Source organism: Staphylococcus sp. NAM3COL9 (assembly GCF_001431205.1).
Classification (GTDB): Bacteria; Bacillota; Bacilli; order Staphylococcales; family Staphylococcaceae; genus Staphylococcus.
On the sequence record NZ_LGPC01000014.1, the window covers coordinates 262,504 to 281,859 of the forward strand.

Consider the following 19,356-nt stretch of genomic DNA (forward strand, 5'->3'; position numbering starts at 1 on the left):
AAACGTAAATTCACGTTCTGCTCTCGTTTTGTTAAAGGCATGTTAATGCGCTGTGAATATATCATTAAGAAATAATATGCTTTTTAATTATACTCTGTTTGTTTTTTATATTAATCAGACTAGAGTCGTATATGAAATAAATTTTTATTTTAATATTTCTCAAAATAATAAAGCAATTCTATAAAACTTTCTGCAAAAATCTTAAAAGTTATACCTCTATACGCGCGCTATGTAAAAAAAGCTGTAACCCTCACATAGTTAACTTGAGGCGTTACAGCTTATCAGTAACCATTATATTATCCTTTAATTAGTTAATGTACATAGCATAGACCTTCTATTTTTTATTTTAACATCTCTAACTGCATTCTATATTCAATACCATGAAACAATTGGTTTAACCAATTCGTATATTTAATTAAATTCTTTTCTGCAGTTTCAATATCTATAAATTGGAATTTTAATTTTGTACCTTGATGCTTTTGGCCCAACTTAGTTAAATGATAACTCGCGATTGTCCCAATTTGTGGGTAACTGCCTATAGTGTAATGATCATTGAGTAAAATAATTGGCGTGCCATCTCTTTTAACTTGTATCGTTCCTATTTGTACAGATTGATGTGCTGGCATATCTTCATAAAAAGCCTTCACGGGTTGTCCTTCTACAAACATCCCGACTCTATTCGATTTACTCGTGACTTTATATTCTCCAAGCGTAAAATGACTTAGCGCTTCTTGTTCAAAGTCTTCTGTCCCTTTGTTTTTAATGACATGAAAAACATCTGACATATAATTAAAGGAAAGTGCGTAACCATCAATGCCCCAGTCTGTTTGATGTTTTTCTTCTAGGTTTTCAAACAATTTAAGATGGCGTTCAGTATAATTACGTTTCATATTAATTTCGTCGCCTTTTTGCAATTTACGCCCATGAAAACCACCAATTTTCACTTTGAAGTCAGTTGAGGTTGAATCTAACCACTCATCTAATTCCAAACCACCACCGATTGCTAAATATACTCTAGAAGTGCGATTTGTCTCTGTAAATACAAGCACGTCACCTTTTTCCATTAAGTATAATTTGTTTGGTAATACTTTCATATGCTCTGTTTTAGCTTTAAAACTACCACCACTTAATGCAATCAATGTAGATTCAGTAAAACGAATACTTGCCATTCTATTTGTCATCTCTATCGTAGCTTCACGTTTATCATTTGCCACGAGTCTGTTCGCTATTTCATGAGATAACGGATCTAGTGCACCACCAGGAATAACACCATTGTGCTCGTAGCCTTTACGACCAAAATCTTGGAAACTTGAGAATAATCCTTCACCTTCTATTATGATTGACATGGTTCAAAGCCTCCTAAATCCAGCGTTTCTTCTGTTATTGCATTAAATTTGACATTATCGCCTAATTTTAGCTTAGTAAAATCAGTGCGTTCTGGGTCAAATAAGCGAATGGGTGTGTAGCCAATGACTAACCAATCGCCATAAGTATCTATTGTAGTAATACCTGTCTTTTTCCCTTCTATAATGACAGAACCAGCTGGAATAAACGTTTTATTGCCACCTGTGTGATTAACAAATAAGCGCTTATCCATCCCAGTAAGATAAGGAAATCCAGGTGTAAAACCCATCATTGAGACAAAATACGTGTGTTTAGTATGTAACTTCACAAATTTATCAAAATCTAATTTGTAATGCGCCAATAAAGCCGCTAAATCAGGACCAAATTCACCACCATAAACAACTGGAATTTCCATTGGTTCAATCGCTTGCTCTTCATGATTAATCTTTAATTGTACGGTTTGCATTAATGCATTCATATATAGAAATGGTGATTTAATATTGTAGTGTTTGATCATATCTCGTGCATCATAACAAATCATCATATCTGATTCAGTAGGTACAATCCCGGTTATAAAAGGATAGTCTTTTTCTAATAAGTACGTTTTTAATGCTAATAAATCTTCTGTTAAATCCTTAGAGACTTCTTTTTCAATAGAAACTACAATTGCTTGGTCTCCCTGACTATAAATTTTCATAGGCTCACCTCTTATATTCTTACTAACGATAAAACACATTTAATCCTTGTACCAAATAACCCACAAGTGCTTCCACTAGAAAATAGACTACTACAAATTGAATCATGCAAGAGATTGTAATTACGAATCTTGCAATATAAATCTGTTGTTTTTTCAGCAAATGGTTTACATACCATTTTGAAAGCAAGGTTATTAAAATCATTGTCAGTATCCAAACCAATATCATCGTTATTCCTCACTCACTGTTTATAATCTATTGCATAATTACTTAAGTGCACCCTTTATATAGTCTATTGGAATACTTGTGTATCACTGATACGCCTTAACATGCGTATTCAAACTAAAGGCTAATTTATCACAAATCACATATTTTCACGTTGCCAGTTTTCTATAATGGTTACCATCTCTGAATTCATGGTAAACTCAATGTTTATACTTTCTATATTCTATAGATAAATTTCAACCTCGGCAACCTCTCGTAAACTATTTATAAGAAAAACTTGTATCTGTTTTTTTAATATTTTATCTTTAAAATCGTTTATATTGTAATTTTTTTGAGACAATTTCTCTTCATCTATAAATGATTGTCTCATACAACCACGCAAGAAATCTTCATTATATATAGGCGTATAATAGTATCCGTCTTCTTTTATCATGATATTTCCAATATCGAATTCTAATAATTTCCCATTTGAATCATATAACAAAACAAGATCTGTATGATGATTATGTGATAAATGTTTTCTAATGGTTGTTTTATTTATTAATTCAAGTTTATTTACATTATCAGATAATTGTACTAATTTTCCCGTGAATTTATTTTTATCAGATAATGCTGCAACGACATAATCTAGTGATCCATCTTGATCTAATAATATTTTTATACGATATACACCTGTTGGATAGTCATTCATTAACATTTCAATTAATTGATTCCAATTCGCTTCATCCAAGTTAAATTCAAGTTGCTCAGCAGACCGTTTTATTCTTTTTTTGTGATAAGGTAAGCGCGGAAACCTGCCTTCTTCCAAACGCATCGTTTCAAATAACTGCATTATAATCTCTCCAATATTTTTGTTTTATCATTAAATTCTTGTACTTCATCTTCAGGATTAGAGTCTATGGTAATACCTGCACCCACACCGTATATAGCTTGGTTATCCATGTATTGAATCGTTCGGATAGGCACATTGAAAATGGACTTTCCATCTGGTAACAGCAAGGCAACTGTACCACAATAACCATTTCTCGGGGTTTGCTCCAACATTTTAATATATTTCATAGTATTGATTTTTGGTGCTCCAGTGATAGAACCGCACGGAAATAATGCCTTTAATATATGCATGAGTTTAGTCTCTTGATGTAAAGTCCCTGTGACCATAGACGTCATTTGAAATACAGTGCTGTAGCGTTCTATATGAAATGGTTTATAGACTTTTACAGTTCCAGTCTGTGCAATACGGCTAATATCATTTCGTAACAAGTCAACAATCATGACATTTTCTGCTTTATCTTTAACTGAATTCATTAACGTATGCAAATTTTGCTGATCTTGTGTTTTAGAATGTCCTCTAGCTATAGTGCCTTTCATGGGTTTACTTAATAACACATCGTTCCGATTTTCAAACGGCCCACGTTGGAAAAATAATTCTGGTGAAAGTGAGGCTAACTGTACTTCATCTGTATCTATTAAAGCAGAATAAAAGCCATGATTTTGACGCTGTAACACTTCATATAATGTAGCAATCGGATAATGAATGTCATCAGTCAATCGTGTCGTATAATTCACTTGATATGTATTACCTTCAATAATTGCAGATTGAACTGCTTTAATATGGGTGATTAATTGAGATTTATTTAATTGAAATTTAAAATCACATTTTGGTATGTATTGTTCTTTTTTTTCAGTTAATGTCATATCTTCCTTTTTGTCGAAAACATAAGCAGCTGCAAAAACATATTCCTTCTTAGTTTGCACTGTAGCCATTTGTTCATTAAAAAAAGATGCCGCTTCATAGGGTAAATACAATGCTACATAACCGCCTTGGTGTTGATGCATTTCTGCAAATTGTATAACGCTGCCTACTTCATCTAAATGATATGCGATTAATTTATCTTTACACTGCGTAAATTGGTATTGGTGGGTTTCATATTCTGATTCGTCTAATAAATAGCGATAGTTAAATTGTATTTGCATGAGAACCCTCCACGATTTCTATAAATAATTTTATTTGTTCAATACCATATTCACTTAGTATAGATTCAGGATGATACTGTACACCATAAATAGGTAACGTTTTGTGTGCACATGCCATAATGATATCTTCTTGATTCGTTGCTGTAATTTTCAATGTTTTTGGAAATGTCTTAGTATCAGCAATCAAAGAATGATATCGCATAACATAAAATGTATCGGCTAAACCTTTAAAAATACCACTGTCATCATGTTGAATTTGAGTTGTGTGACCATGAATCGGTTTATAACCTTTAATAATGTCTCCACCAAAATAAGTCACTATTTGTTGAAATCCTAGACATACACCTAGAATTGGAATTTGTTCTAAAAAAACTTTTATAACCTCATTTAATATAGGATAATCATCAGGTGATCCTGGTCCCGGAGAAATAACTATAGCATCAGGAGAAATTTGCTTAATCTTATCAGTGGAAATCTCTTCAACATCTACCACATTAACTGCTCCACTAAAACTTTGCTTAATATAATCTACAATATTGTATGTAAATGAATCTTTATTATCAATGATTAGTATCATTTCATCACCTCTTTATGTATCTTTCACTATCTATTATACTCATTATCCCAAATCTCAACTTGATTTTACAGTTTAAATGTATTATTCTTATCACCGTATAAATGAATATAAAGAGGTTCCTAGCTGACACCCTCTATAAAAAACTAGACACGTAAACAACGTCTATCTTTTTTATAAGGATAGGCGTTGTTTTATGGTGTCATAGCGAAAATGAGTAAAAGCTAGTATGACATTATTAAGGAGTGCAAGATATATGACGCAACAATCTTTAAACAACAATAAAGCCATCGTCGTTTTCAGTGGTGGACAAGATAGCACAACTTGCCTATTTTGGGCAAAGCAACATTACGACGATGTCGAATTAGTAACATTTGAATATGGACAAAGACACGATACAGAAATTAAAGTAGCTAAGCAAATTGCCGAAACACAAAATGTTAAACATCACATATTAGATATGTCTTTACTTTCTCAACTTACGCCCAACGCATTAACACAGCATGATATGAATATTGAAGTTGGCGAAGACGGTGTACCAAATACGTTTGTACCGGCCAGAAATCTTTTGTTCTTATCATTTGCAGGTGCGCTCGCATATCAAACAAATGCGAAACATATTATTACTGGCGTTTGTGAAACTGATTTTTCTGGATACCCTGACTGTAGAGATAGTTTTATTAAATCAATGAATGTTACTTTATCGCTATCTATGGATAAAGATTTTGTTATACACACACCATTAATGTGGTTAGATAAAAAAGAAACTTGGGCACTAAGTGATGAACTTGGCGTACTAGACTATATTAGATACAATACGCTCACTTGTTACAATGGCATTATCGGTGAAGGTTGTGGAGAATGTCCTGCTTGTGAATTAAGAGCACGAGGTTTAGACGCTTATCTAAAAGAAAAAGGAGCTGAGTAACATGTTCCAACAAAATTATCCTAGCGTTCAACATCCTTACAGTTTTGAACTTAATAAAGACTTCAACTTTTCTGCAGCCCATTATATTCCTAGTGAAGATGCTGGAAAATGTATGCGTACACATGGTCACACCTACTTTGTAAATTTAACAATTGGTGGCGATACATTAGATCATAATGGTTTTTTAGTGAATTTTAGCGACTTAAAAAAATTAGTTCATGATCAATTCGATCACCATTTACTCAATGATCTACCTCAATTCAAAGGCAAAAGTCCATCAACAGAAATCGTTGCACAGACAGTTTATGAAATGGTGCAATCTTCATTAAATGATCAAGACAACCAACCTAAATGTCTACAAGTCTATGTTAGGGAAACACCAACAAGTTATGTTGTCTATAGACCAAAGGAGTCCAAATATGAGTAAAATTCCTGTTTTAGAAATTTTCGGTCCAACAATTCAAGGTGAAGGCCGTGTGATTGGACGAAAAACGATGTTTGTTCGCACAGCTGGTTGCGATTATCGTTGTAGTTGGTGTGATTCAAGCTTCACTTGGGACGGTAGTGCTAAAGAAGATATACGTATGATGACCGCTGAAGAAATATACGACTCACTATATGAAATTGCTGGTGAATCATTTAATCACGTAACAATTTCTGGAGGTAACCCTGCTCTGATTAAAGGCGTTCAGGATTTAGTCGATCTTTTTGAAACTAAAAATATTTATAGCGCATTAGAAACACAGGGGAGTAAATTCCAACCCTGGATGACACAAATCGATGACTTAACTATTAGTCCGAAACCTCCAAGTTCAAAAATGAAACCTAATCTACCAATTTTAGATGAAGTTATTGAAAATTGTATAACTACTTCTTTAAATTTAAAAGTTGTAGTATTTGATGACCAAGATTACGAATTTGCTAAAATGATACACCACAGATACCCTACCATTCCTTTTTATTTACAAGTAGGTAATCCTTACCTAGATGGCGATCACGTCGAATCACATACTGAAAAGTTGTTATCATTATATGAAACACTCGTCGATCGTGTTATGACAAGCAGTGATATGAATAATGTTTATGTCTTACCACAGTTACACACATTACTATGGAGTAATAAAAAAGGTGTTTAAATTGAGTATTTCTTGCGATACGTTGTATAATGCTTCTTATCCATATAACGTGTCACTATTTTTAGTGACTTTAATGCGTTAGGATAATTATCACTGCTAATAGATAAAAGGGAAAATATTTATTTCTATTTGACCTAATATTCTTATGTAAATTCAAATAATTAATTGTTATTAAATGATTAACGTAATATTAATTGGTATAATGTTGCAGTGAAGTATCTAGGTTAGGAGAGCAACATGCTAATAAATATAATTATAAATATAGCTGCGGTATTAATTATTCTTGGAATTGATCTATATCGTCAGAATTTCAAACAACTTAAGTTTAGCTCTATACTCATTGCTTTATCTATAAATGGTCTCATCAATTTATTTCTCGTCGGTGAATACGACTACATCTCATTTTATACAAGTGCACAACTTATCATTTGGACCATATTGCAATTGTATATAAATAGAAAAGTAACTGTATACATGATAGCAGACCAAAAATTCATTGCGGTTGTTCTTACTATTATAATGAGCACATCATTAATCCTTACTTATAGTACAAGTCACGATTCATTTTATATGTCTATTCCTTATTTAGCCCCAGCTATTTTTATCATAGGCGCTATCATGCTTTTTTATAGCACATTTCAACCAAAGGAAAAAGAACAACTTAAATTTATGAATCGTATTCGACGCCCTATCTTTGTGGGTCAAATATTAATTATTACATCGTCGCTAGTGATGACGCTTTTAACACCTTATTGGTATGCTTTTGTAATTATTCATTTATTATTTATATCATTCTTATTATGGCAGAATATATTTTCTTCACATAAATGATTAACCTTTTATATTTCGTGGTATAGAATAGAAGTCGCATGAATAATAAAGGAGGCAAATCAATATGGGCTTTATACTTATGTTAATAGTCGGTGGTTTAATCGGTTGGATAGCTGGTGCTATCGTAGGTAAAGATATACCAGGTGGTATTTTAGGTAATATTATCGCTGGTATTATAGGTTCAGCGCTAGGCTCTTGGTTACTGGGTGATTGGGGTTGGCACTTGGGTGGCATCGCGATATTCCCAGCACTTATCGGGACAATTATTCTAGTAGCAATTGTTTCATTTATTTTCGGTAAATTACGTAAAAAATAAATGCAAAAAGTAAAATTACTAATCTAAAAAATTAAGAAATAAACCAAATGCCTTTATAGCATTTGGTTTATTTTTTATAGATATTAATGCCCTTGAGTCAATCTTTGTTCATTAATTTCATTAATTAGTGGCATTGATTTGGATTGACTCCTGACAGGTGAATAAAGTACTAGCCGAAGACTAAAGGCTGAGGTAGTAGTCGCAAAACATGCCAACAAAGTCTCTGACTTTGTTGGCATGTTTTGTGTCATTTTTTATAATTATCATCTACTTTTAACAAGTTTTTTCTCTTCTTCGTTTTCTTTTTTCTTACTTTCATCATTTTGATTATCTTGTTTGAAACGCTCATTCATATCTTCTTCAAAGCTACGTTCTACTCTTTGACTCGAGCAATTTAAGTTTGATGCCTGCACGATATATTTTGGGCGTTGTTTGACCTCATAATAAATGCGTCCAACATATTCTCCAACAATTCCAATTGAAATCATTTGTATACCACCTAGTAGTAATATCGCAGCAATAGTTGAGAAATAACCTGGTGTTTCAATGCCATTAAACATAATCCCTGCAAGGCTATAACCGATATACAACAGACTGACAAAGAACACAATAAAACCAAGGTAAATCATTGCACGTAAAGGTTTGTTATTAAAGGATATCAACCCATCAATTCCATAATTTAATAATTTACCGAATGACCATTTAGATTCTCCATCTTCTCTTTCTACGTTTTCATAAGTAAACACTTTGGTGTTATATCCAATCCATTCATATAGTCCTTTTGAAAATCGATTATATTCATCTAGTTCAGTCAATGAATGCACTGCACGTTGACTCAACAATCTGAAATCGCCGACACCATCTTGTAATTTAATATCTTCTACAAAATGATTAATCATTTTGTAATACAATTTCGTCATATATTTTCTAGTTGGTTTTTCGTTCTTTCTATCACGCTGCGCAACAACTTGATCATAGCCGTCCATATAACCTGCAATCATTTGGGGTATTAATTCTGGAGGGTGTTGCAGATCAGCATCTATCATAATTGCTGCGTCACAATCTTTACTATTTTGGAAACCTGCAATCATCGCAGACTCTTTTCCAAAATTACGACTAAACGAAATAAATTTCACATGATCGTCCTTAGTCGCCACATCTTGAATAAATTTTATTGTTTGATCTTTACTACCATCATCTACAAATAGTAAATCGTAGTCATATTGATGATATTGACTATCTTTTGATAATATTTCAGTCAAACGTTGATAAGTCTTTAATACTACTTCACCTTCATTATAACAGGGTACTATAACTCTTATTTGCATATTAAACACCTTCATTTCAATTACTTCAATTTCACTTTATCAATTTTTATCACTATAATGCTATACTAACCAATTAGATTTACACAATCTTTATATAGCCTTAATATTCATTGCTCAAACTTAACTCAGGCAATTTATTTTTTTAAAATATATAATTATTTAAGTTAGGTACACCTAGAAAAAGAGCAAAATGATTTAAGCGTTACAAAATAAGAAAACACTTTGAAATTTAAATGTGGTTACTAATGTTGTTTAACATTAAAATTATTAAAAGTTATAATTTGTAATTTGTAATTTTAGTCTATCAACTATTTGATGAATTTGGAAACAAAACCCTTTATTATCGCTACTATAACGATTTAAAATCCTTTTATCTGTTACATATATAAATGCATCGTTTTTTTAAAGTATTAACACCTAGGGAATTAGTATGAGCGAAGACTATAAGCTCAAGCCATGTTATAAAAAATCAGATAAGCATGCACTTTTAAAAAACTTAAATTAAAAGCATCAAGCCACTAGAAAAAACTAATAACATTGATGCTTTCTTTTGAGTTTGAAATATTTTTTCTGGGTTATTTTATCAATTCTTATTTCAAAGTACCTACACGTACTTTATCTGGATCATTTCCTTGACGGTCATCACAATTCAAACGATCTATCTCAGCAATATCTGTCAATTCTAAATTAAAATCGAAAATATCATAATTTTCTTTAATGCGTTCTGGTGTTCTTGATTTTGGAATAATCAAGCGATCATGTGACAAATGCCAACGTAATACAATTTGGGCTGGTGTTTTACCATAACGATTTGCCATATTTGTAATCAATTCATGTTCTAATAACCCTTTATTTCTCATCAATGGCATCCATGCTGTCACAGCGATATCATGCTTATCACAAAAAGTTTGTAGTTCATGTTGATTGAAGTATGGATGCACTTCTATTTGATTCACAGCAGGTACGATGTCAGTTTGCGACATTAATGTTTCTAAATGGTGTGCATTAAAGTTACAAACACCTATTGCTCGAACTTTGCCTTCTTCATATAATTTTTCCATCGCTTTATAAGTTTCAACAAATAAACCATCGGCTTCACATGGCCAATGTATTAAAAATAAATCTAAATAACTTGTTCCTATGTTTTCTATCGATTTTGTGAAAAATTCGATTGTATTGTCATAACCTTGGTAATCATTCCAAATTTTTGATGTAAGAAATAAATCTTCGCGTGGTATTTCAGATTGTTTTAATGCATTACCTAATGCTATTTCATTTTTATAAAAATAAGCAGTATCAAATGCACGGTAACCCGCTTCTAAAGCAGCTGTTACTGCAAGTTCCATTTCTTCATCTGTAATTTTATATACGCCAAGACCCACTCTCGGCATTGGATAACCATTATTTAAATAATACATGTCTTCTAACATGATTTAATCCCCCTTCAACTAAGTTGAAATTATTTTAAAACTATATCGTTATACTTTGATCATTATAGCAATATGTAATACATGTATCACGCATATTTATTTCAATATTAACACCACCACTATTATGTTCGTATAATGACAGTGATGTTAGATGATTCATGTAAAGAAACACAAAAAAGCTATCGACAAAATCAGAGACTTTATCGATAGCTTTATATATATAACAATGCTTAATCATTATCTTCATCGTCTTCATTATTATCAGGTGTTGGACGTGTTGCATTGTATTCAACTTCTAATAAAACAGTAATGATTTGATGGTTATCAACTTCTGATATAATCCAACGATCATATTCAGTATCAACATAATCGTTTTGTTGTAAGTTTGTATTATGTGCTTGCAACCAACCACCGATTGTATCAATGTCTTCAGAATCAGCAAATTCAATGCCAAGCTCATCATTTAAATCGTCTATTAATACACGACCACTGATTTGATATCTGCTGTCGGTAACTTTTACAACATCGTTTACTTCATCGTCATCAAATTCATCACGAATTTCACCAACGATTTCTTCTAAGATATCTTCCATCGTCAAGATACCTGCTGTACCACCATATTCATCAATAATCAAACTGATATGAACATGTTCACGTTGCATACGCACTAACGCATCGCTTATACGTGTCGTTTCAGAAATCATTGGTAAATCATGAACATAATTACCTACTTTAATAGGTTTGCCTGAAGCATATTCTGTTAAAAACTCTTTTACATTAAGAAACCCTTTCACATGGTCTTTGTCCCCATCTTCTGTAATCGGGTAACGTGTGAATTGATGTTCTTTAATTGTGTCTAACAGTTCGTTAACATTAAACGGTTCGTTCAATGTAGCCATTTGTGTACGTGGCACCATGATATCTTTTGCTTGTCTCTCATCAAATGAAAAGATATTTTGCATATAAGCTAATTCCGTTTGGTTTATTTCTCCACCGTTATAGCTATTGTTTATTATAATTTTTATTTCTTCTTCTGACATTGCATCGTTATTCGCATCTGGATCTACACCGAACATACGTATAATCATTCTTGCAGAACCATTCATCAACCATATCAACGGTTTCATAATAGCTCCGAAATAATACAATGGTCTAGAGTATATTAATGCCATTTTCTCTGTATGTTGAATAGCCAAAGTTTTTGGAGCCAATTCGCCAAGTACTACATGTAAATATGTCACAATAATAAATGCAACAATAAATGAAACTGTCGTCGTTAACGCTTCAGGTAAATTAATTGCTTCAAATAGTGGATGCAGTAATTTACTAAATGTCGGTTCACCTAACCAACCTAATCCTAAAGATGTCACCGTAATACCTAGTTGACATGCTGATAAATAGTAGTCCAAGTTTTTAATCATTTTTTTTACTATACGTGCACTACTATTACCTTCTGCAACAAGTTGTTCAATTCTTGTCGCTCGGACTTTCACTAATGCAAATTCCGATCCTACGAATACCGTTGTTAATGCTATTAAAAAAGCAAATATTACTAAATTTATTATGGTCACAGTTTCCAATTAGTTCCCTATTTCTAGGGATTCACCTCCAAATATCGTGTCACATTAGATGACCGTACATAAGATTTATTGCTATGTTGCATTTTCATGTTATATACTAAATCCTTCCCATTTGTGACACCTCCCGAAAAATACGCATTTCTTCTATTTTATCACAATGTTAAGTCATCATGTAATTTGTACGAATGAAATTTCATTTCTCTAACTTAACATTTAAACGCAAATTTTAAGTCTCGTCAACTTTTTGATTCAATTTACACTTTACATAACACGTTTTAAAATGAATTGAAGTCAAGTTTGTTATTACGAAAATTTGTGTATTTCGCCTGCTTTTACAGTAGTTTGCACTGTAATTTCATTATCTACAATAACGATATCTGCGTCTTTTCCGACCTTCAAACTTCCTTTTTTTTCGTCGATATTTAATGCAATTGCTTGATTTAAACTTGTTACACGCCATAAATTATCTAGTGAATCACCCGTGTATTGTATTAGATTTTTCAGTCCTTCATTCATTTTCAGTATACTACCTGCCAGTGCACCAGATGCTAATCGAGCTTCAGAACCTTTTACTATAACGTTTTGGCCACCTAAATCATATTCACCATCTGGCATACCCTTCGCTCTCATTGCATCAGTAATTAAGAAAAAGCGTGTGTTTCCCTTTTGTTTATAAGCAATTTGAATCGCTGTAGGATGTGAATGAATACCATCCACGATAAGTTCAGTACTTAAGCTATCATTTGTCCATGCTGCACCAAAAACACCCGGTTCTCTATGCTCGAATGGTGTTCCAGCATTATATAAATGCGTCACATGTTTAGCGCCATGTGCTACCGCTTCATTTGTCTCATCAAAAGTTGCAACCGTATGACCAATAGAGAAACGTATTTGCTCATGTAACGCTTCTAATGTTTCGTGAGCACCTTCAACCTCAGGTGCAAATGTAATTACTTTAATTTGGTTGTCCGCTATTTTTTGAAATTGTTGTACTTTCTCTATAGATGGTCTTTGCACATAAGCTGGGTTTTGCGCTCCTACTTTATGTTCAGAAATAAATGGTCCTTCCAAATGTATGCCTACGATGTCAGCTGCTTTTAGAACGTCTTGTTGTTTCTGATATTCAATGATGTTTTCTAATGCTTTTGTAATATTCTCATCAGACTGTGTCATTGTTGTAGCTAAGAAACTTGTCGTTCCTTCAGATAATAGTGATTCTGCTAAATGTTTCAATCCATCATATGATGCATCCATTGCATCCTCTCCATAGCCACCATGCATATGAATATCTATAAACCCTGGCAAAACATGCTGACCTTGAACATCATAAGTTACTAACGCACCTTCATAATCCCCATTGCCTATGTCAGTAATTTTATCATCCTTAACAATAATATATCCTCGTTCTATGATTTCTTCTTCAGTATAAATTCTCCCATTTTCAATCACATATTGAGCCATTTTCTCTACCTTCTTTTCTTTGTTTTACGCTATGTGTCTATTTCAGCACTTCGTTTTTATTTTACCAAACTTAAGAACTTTATTATATTCAAAAGTTTTTGAATTTCACTATCACATATAAATAAAAAACCAGCAGAAATACTCATTAACTTGTGAGCTTCTACTGGTTTTTATAAGTTCATTCATTTTATAAAGCTTTATGTTTTAGTTAGCCATAACTTAAGAACTTTGTATTTCTTCTTCTGTCATTTTTGGTTTTAACAAACCATAAATGATTGCACCTATGATTGATCCTATAACAATCGCAATGAGTGATTGTATCACGTGACTGAAATCAGTACCTAGTATAACAAAGATACCACCATGTGGCGCTTGAATTGAAGAACCTAGTCCTAATGCGATTGCACCTGCAACCCCTGAACCTACCATCATTGATGGAATGACTCTTAGTGGATCAGCTGCTGCGAATGGAATTGCACCTTCTGTAATGAAAGATAAGCCCATTACATAGTTTGGTGCGATAGAACCTTTTTGTTCTTTAGTGAATTTCTTGCGGAAAATCAACATCGCTGTTGCAATTGCGATTGGAGGTACCATACCACCAATCATTGCTGCTGTAATTGGTGCAGCATTGCCTTCTGTTAACGCTGCTGTCGCAAATACATATGCTGCTTTATTAAATGGTCCCCCCATATCGATAGCCATCATTGCACCAATGACTAATCCTAAGAGCATAATATTCGTTCCTGACAAACCTTCTAAACCATTAAGTAATAAATTATTCAACCACGATGCTGGAGGGTTTAATACATAAATCATTACTAAACCTGTAATTGTTACCGATAATACTGGGAAAATTAATGTAGGTTTCAAACCTTCTAATGCTTGAGGTAAACCACTGACAAGTTTTTTAATACCTTGTGTTAAATAACCTGCTAAGAAACCTGCAAGAATACCTCCGATAAAACCTGCGTCTCCTGAAACTGCTAACATACCACCAACTAAACCAGCTGCAAAACCTGGTTTATCTGCAATACTACGCGCGATATAACCAGCGAGAATTGGGATAATTAACGCAAAGGCACTCTTATTACCAATATTCCATAATTGTTCAGCAAACGCATTATGCTCAGAACTATTTGGATCAAACGAATTTGGTCCAAATAAGAATGCGATTGCCATTAAAATACCACCGGCAATAACAAGTGGTAACATATTAGAAACACCATTCATTAAGTGTTTATAAATTGTTTTACCAAAACCTTGTTTTTCATTACTCTCAGACTGTTTCGCACCTTTATGACTACCTTTGGCTACAAATGATTTACGAGAAGTATCTTGTACTATATTGATAAGTTCTTCAGGTCGTTTAATACCATCTGCAACTGGCACTTCCACAACGTTTTTACCATCAAAACGGTCTGTTTCCACATTTACATCTGCTGCAACAATGACACCAGTTGCGCGACGAATATCTTCATCCGTAATGTGATTTTTAATGCCACCTGAACCATTTGTTTCAACTTTTATTTTTACATTCATTTTTTCAGCTTGTTTTTTCAAAGCATCACGAGCCATGTAAGTATGTGCGATGCCTGTCGGACATGCTGTAACAGCTAAGATATATGGTTCATCTGAATCTGTTGCTGATGTTGGCGCAGCTGCTTGTGCTTCTGCTTCCTCTTCTTCAGTTGCTTCATCGTCTGCTGTATCTATAATTTGAAGCACTTCTTGTGGAGAATTTGCATGAAGTAAATCTTCGCGCACTTTTTCGTCCATTAAAATACCTGATAGCTTAGCTAATGCATCTAAATGAGTTTGTGCCCCACCTTCTGGCGCTGCAATCATAAAGAATAAATGTGCAGGTTGCATATCCAAACTTTGATAATCAACACCTGCTTTTGATTTACCAAATGCAATCGCCGGTGTGTCTACTGCCGCTACTTTTGCATGAGGTATCGCGATGCCTTCACCAATACCTGTAGTACTTTGAGATTCACGATTATGAATTGCTTCTTTAAAAGTTGTTACATTATTGAGTTTGTCCGCTTTATCGAGTTGATTCACTAACTCATCAATAACACCGCTTTTCTCTGTTGAAGAAAGGTCCATTGCTATTGTATCCTTTGTTAATAACTCAGTTATTCTCATCTTATTCACTCCCACCTAATGTTGTAATCATTACTTGTGATTTAATATTGTCAATAGACTCTCTCGTTGCTAAGTCATCGTTAAATGCTGTTGCCGTCCCAGCCGATACAGCCTGTTTAAATGCTTCTTTAATAGATAAATCAGAATTTAATCCTGCAACCATCCCCGCTACAGTACTATCACCTGATCCCACTGTATTTACTACTTGTCCATTTGGTACAAGTGCTTTATAACTATGTTGCTCATCTACATATACAGCTCCGTCTCCACCGAGAGAAATAATGACTGAAGTTGCACCCATTTTCAAAATTTCACGCCCGAAACGTATTACCTCTTTATCTGAAGTAATCGTCGTATCGAACATCACTTCTAATTCATCTTTATTTGGCTTGATAAATAAAGGTTCATATTTTAAAACTGATTCAACGAGTTCTTTTTCAGCATCAACGACAAGTTTCGCGCCTGTATCTTGTGTGATTGCAGCAATTTGTTCGTATGCGTTAGCAGGTACACTCTTGGGAATGCTACCAGCAACAATAACTGTATCTTGTTCTGAAGTATCTCTGATTTGCGTTAATAAAGTTTCAAATTGCACTTTAGTTATATGAGGCCCTGGTGCATTAATTTCTGTTTCATTACCTGTTTTCAATTTGACATTAATACGTGTATCTTCATCAACATGTACAAAATCTGTATCAATTCCTGCTTGTTTTAATGTTTCTTCTATAAATCGACCTGGAAATCCACCATTAAAACCTAACGCTGTAGATTGGACACCTAATGTTTTCAAGACTCTTGAGACGTTTATGCCCTTACCACCTGCAAATTTATTTGTTTCAGTTGCTCTGTTTAACCCATTAAGTTCGAATTCATTTGAAAACATAATGTAATCAATAGAAGGATTAAAAGTTACTGTATAAATCATAATGTTCCTCCAATAAAATTATATTTTTCAGCATAATATTGAAAATTCACGCATTGCATCGCTTTTTTAGAAGTGACTAATGCCACATTCTCTAGTAAAGGCACATGTGCGAAATATACTTTTTCATATTTAGCATGGTCTACTAATACATAAACTTGAGTACCTAATTCCATAGCATGGTGCTTTATGATTGCTTCTTGTTCATCTGGCGTAGTCAGTCCATATTTTATGTCAATACCATTCATACCAAGAAACACTTTATCAAAACGATAACGATTTAGCGTTTTCAATGCACTCGCACCTACTGTCGCAAGTGTCGTTGCTTTAACTTCTCCACCGAGAATTAGTGTTCTAACACCTCGTTTTAATAATTCTTCTACATGCGTTAAACCATTTGTTACTACAATAATGTCATTTGCATTAATATACGGAATCATTTCTAAAGTTGTTGAACCCGCATCTAAAAACACACAATCATCATCATCTATTGTGCTCGCTGCCAATCTCCCAATTTCTTGTTTTTCTCTTAGATTGGTACTTCTTTTATCAGCTAAGTTAGGTTCTAATAAAGATGATTGATTAAGCGTTGCGCCACCATGTATTCTTTTTAGTTTTCCCATTTGTTGCAATTTCGATAAATCGCGACGAATTGTTGAGGCACTACTACCTGTTCGATCAATCAGTTCTTGTAGTGTTAAAAAGTCTTTTTGTGACAATTCAGCCAATATTAACTCGTGGCGTTTTTCCGTAATCATCGCTTCACCTCATCTCAATACCATTATAATGTTCCCGCTTTCATTTTTCAATCATTATTTGTCGAAAACAGTCAAAAACAATCAAATAGTGACTCATTCTCTTCTAAACCCCGTTATCTTGCTATCTGCTTAAAAATAAAATTATCTTTATTTTTTAAAACAAAAACCATAAAGCAGGAAACTATCCGTTACTTTATGGTCATTAGCTTAATGATATTCAATTGTGTTTATGTCCATCGTGCGTCACTTTTTTAACTTTTGCTCGCGTTATTTTAATTAAATGTGCTGCATTTACTTTAATTTGTGTCCCACGTTCTCCACCACTGACATAGATCGCATCTATCTTTTCAACTTGCTGATCTATAATTGTTGGAAATTGCCGTTTCATACCAAACGGTGAACAACCACCACGGACATAGCCCGTCACTTTGTTTAAATCATCAAGTGGCATTAAATGTAATTGCTTTTCATTAACTGCTTGCGCTGCTGACTTCATATCAAGAGTGGCATTTACAGGAATAATAAATACAAAGTGCACATGTTCAGCATTTTCTAACACGAGTGTTTTATACACTTGTGCTACATCTACACCGATTTTTTCAGCTACAGTCTTTCCATCCATATGACTTTTTGATACCTCGTAAGTATTGACTCAACACTCAATTTTCAAGCGATGGAGCATACGCATTGCATTCGTTTTAACTTCCTTCATTACAACACCTCATATCATATGTTGGTGATAGTTCATTATGTTATTCTGATTTCAATCATACTTTTATTTAAACTCTAATATTTATTTATCTAAATCTAAGTTTTTTATAAAATGTGTTAATTCTTCGTGCATAGCTTCATCTTTTAAAGCAAATTCAATTGTAGTTTTAACAAAGCCTAATTTTTCACCTACATCATATCGATCACCTTCAAAATCATAAGCGTATACTTGATCGTGTTTATTTAATCTTTCAATTGCATCTGTAAGTTGAATTTCTCCACCTGCACCTTTGCTTTGAGTTTTTAAATAATCGAAAATATCAGCTGTAAGAACATAGCGACCCATAATAGCCAAATTAGACGGTGCTGTGCCTTGTTTTGGCTTTTCAACGAATTGATTCACTTCATATTTTCTACCTGATTTTTCTAATGGATCGATGATACCATAGCGATGCGTTTGGTCTTCTTCTACTTCTTGTACGCCGATGACAGACTTTCCAGTTTCTTCATAAGCTTCTATCAACTGCTTAATCGCTGGATTATCAGATTCAACAATATCATCACCTAAAAGCACAGCAAATGGTTCATCACCTATAAATTGACGTGCAGAATAAATAGCATGACCTAAGCCTTTTTGCTCTTTTTGTCTCACATAAAATATATTGGCAAGTTCTGTAGAATATTTAACTTTTTCTAGTAAGTCCGTTTTTCCTTTTTCTTGTAAAATCATTTCTAATTCTTTTTGATTATCAAAATGATCTTCAATTGCACGTTTATGTTTACCAGTAACTATAATGATATCTTCAATACCTGCACGCGCTGCTTCTTCGACTATGTATTGGATTGTAGGTTTATCTAATATAGGTAACATTTCTTTTGGCATAGCCTTCGTAGCTGGTAAAAATCTTGTTCCTAAGCCAGCTGCAGGTATGATTGCTTTTTTTATCTTTTTCAAAAATGCTCATCCTTTTCATTAAAATATTTTAACTCTG

At 33.4% G+C, this 19,356-nt stretch carries 19 protein-coding genes and 1 pseudogene; 5 read left to right on the forward strand and 15 right to left on the reverse strand.

Features of this window, described 5'->3' with window-relative positions:
• Positions 1-341: 341 nt before the first annotated feature.
• From ACA31_RS08360 to ACA31_RS08385, 6 genes are all read right to left on the reverse strand, one after another.
• Positions 342-1,346 (reverse strand): biotin-dependent carboxyltransferase family protein, encoded by a 1,005-nt coding sequence (locus tag ACA31_RS08360; RefSeq protein ID WP_057512872.1) that lies wholly within the window; start codon positions 1,344-1,346, stop codon positions 342-344.
• A complete protein-coding gene (gene pxpB, locus ACA31_RS08365) occupies positions 1,334-2,041 on the reverse strand; it encodes a 5-oxoprolinase subunit PxpB (RefSeq protein WP_057512873.1) in 708 nt (235 codons plus the stop codon). The genes ACA31_RS08360 and pxpB overlap by 13 nt, the downstream gene beginning before the upstream one ends.
• Positions 2,042-2,063: 22 nt before the next feature.
• Positions 2,064-2,267, reverse strand: a complete 204-nt coding sequence (locus ACA31_RS08370) for a hypothetical protein (protein WP_057512874.1) — start codon at positions 2,265-2,267, stop codon at positions 2,064-2,066.
• A gap of 220 nt (positions 2,268-2,487) precedes the next feature.
• Positions 2,488-3,096 carry an aminotransferase class IV gene (locus ACA31_RS08375; RefSeq protein WP_057512875.1) on the reverse strand — a complete coding sequence of 203 codons (609 nt, stop codon included), beginning with the start codon at positions 3,094-3,096 and terminating at the stop codon, positions 2,488-2,490.
• Complete coding sequence (locus ACA31_RS08380) at positions 3,096-4,238, reverse strand: chorismate-binding protein (protein ID WP_057512876.1); 1,143 nt, start codon at positions 4,236-4,238, stop codon at positions 3,096-3,098. The genes ACA31_RS08375 and ACA31_RS08380 overlap by 1 nt, the downstream gene beginning before the upstream one ends.
• On the reverse strand, positions 4,222-4,815 hold the full coding sequence (locus ACA31_RS08385) for an anthranilate synthase component II (RefSeq protein ID WP_057512877.1): 594 nt from the start codon (positions 4,813-4,815) through the stop codon (positions 4,222-4,224). Before ACA31_RS08385 ends, ACA31_RS08380 begins: the two co-directional genes overlap by 17 nt.
• Positions 4,816-5,068: 253 nt before the next feature.
• On the opposite strand from ACA31_RS08385, the gene queC reads away from it, so the two are divergent.
• The 5 genes from queC (at position 5,069) to ACA31_RS08410 (ending at position 8,023) form a co-directional block, all read left to right on the forward strand.
• Complete coding sequence (queC, locus tag ACA31_RS08390) at positions 5,069-5,740, forward strand: 7-cyano-7-deazaguanine synthase QueC (RefSeq protein ID WP_057512878.1); 672 nt, start codon at positions 5,069-5,071, stop codon at positions 5,738-5,740.
• A 1-nt stretch (position 5,741) separates the two neighbouring features.
• Positions 5,742-6,167 carry a 6-carboxytetrahydropterin synthase QueD gene (queD, locus tag ACA31_RS08395; RefSeq protein WP_057512879.1) on the forward strand — a complete coding sequence of 142 codons (426 nt, stop codon included), beginning with the start codon at positions 5,742-5,744 and terminating at the stop codon, positions 6,165-6,167.
• A complete protein-coding gene (queE, locus tag ACA31_RS08400; RefSeq protein ID WP_057512880.1) occupies positions 6,160-6,876 on the forward strand; it encodes a 7-carboxy-7-deazaguanine synthase QueE in 717 nt (238 codons plus the stop codon). The genes queD and queE overlap by 8 nt, the downstream gene beginning before the upstream one ends.
• A 237-nt stretch (positions 6,877-7,113) precedes the next feature.
• Positions 7,114-7,707 (forward strand): hypothetical protein, encoded by a 594-nt coding sequence (locus ACA31_RS08405; protein WP_057512881.1) that lies wholly within the window; start codon positions 7,114-7,116, stop codon positions 7,705-7,707.
• A 64-nt stretch (positions 7,708-7,771) separates the two neighbouring features.
• Positions 7,772-8,023, forward strand: a complete 252-nt coding sequence (locus ACA31_RS08410; RefSeq protein ID WP_057512882.1) for a GlsB/YeaQ/YmgE family stress response membrane protein — start codon at positions 7,772-7,774, stop codon at positions 8,021-8,023.
• Positions 8,024-8,286: 263 nt separating this feature from the next.
• Here the strand turns inward: ACA31_RS08410 and ACA31_RS08415 are convergent, their stop codons facing one another.
• From ACA31_RS08415 to galU, 9 genes and pseudogenes are all read right to left on the reverse strand, one after another.
• Positions 8,287-9,351: a glycosyltransferase family 2 protein gene (locus ACA31_RS08415; protein ID WP_057512883.1), complete on the reverse strand. Its 1,065-nt coding sequence runs from the start codon at positions 9,349-9,351 to the stop codon at positions 8,287-8,289.
• A 590-nt stretch (positions 9,352-9,941) separates the two neighbouring features.
• Positions 9,942-10,781 (reverse strand): aldo/keto reductase, encoded by an 840-nt coding sequence (locus tag ACA31_RS08420; protein ID WP_057512884.1) that lies wholly within the window; start codon positions 10,779-10,781, stop codon positions 9,942-9,944.
• 230 nt (positions 10,782-11,011) lie between these two features.
• Positions 11,012-12,361: a hemolysin family protein gene (locus ACA31_RS08425; RefSeq protein ID WP_057512885.1), complete on the reverse strand. Its 1,350-nt coding sequence runs from the start codon at positions 12,359-12,361 to the stop codon at positions 11,012-11,014.
• 303 nt (positions 12,362-12,664) lie between these two features.
• Entirely contained in the window at positions 12,665-13,822 is a 1,158-nt protein-coding gene (nagA, locus tag ACA31_RS08430) for an N-acetylglucosamine-6-phosphate deacetylase (protein WP_057512886.1), read from the reverse strand.
• Between the two features lie 219 nt (positions 13,823-14,041).
• The gene (locus tag ACA31_RS08435; RefSeq protein ID WP_057512887.1) at positions 14,042-15,973 is read right to left on the reverse strand and encodes a PTS fructose transporter subunit IIABC; all 1,932 of its coding nucleotides are present in this window, start codon (positions 15,971-15,973) and stop codon (positions 14,042-14,044) included.
• Position 15,974: 1 nt separating this feature from the next.
• Entirely contained in the window at positions 15,975-16,898 is a 924-nt protein-coding gene (pfkB, locus tag ACA31_RS08440; protein WP_057512888.1) for a 1-phosphofructokinase, read from the reverse strand.
• Positions 16,895-17,653, reverse strand: coding sequence for a DeoR/GlpR family DNA-binding transcription regulator (locus ACA31_RS08445; RefSeq protein WP_057512889.1), 759 nt, complete (start codon positions 17,651-17,653; stop codon positions 16,895-16,897). Before ACA31_RS08445 ends, pfkB begins: the two co-directional genes overlap by 4 nt.
• Before the next feature lie 217 nt (positions 17,654-17,870).
• A pseudogene (ybaK, locus tag ACA31_RS08450) lies at positions 17,871-18,365 on the reverse strand (Cys-tRNA(Pro) deacylase).
• An 81-nt stretch (positions 18,366-18,446) separates the two neighbouring features.
• Positions 18,447-19,319 (reverse strand): UTP--glucose-1-phosphate uridylyltransferase GalU, encoded by an 873-nt coding sequence (gene galU / locus ACA31_RS08455; protein ID WP_057512890.1) that lies wholly within the window; start codon positions 19,317-19,319, stop codon positions 18,447-18,449.
• Positions 19,320-19,356: the final 37 nt, after the last annotated feature.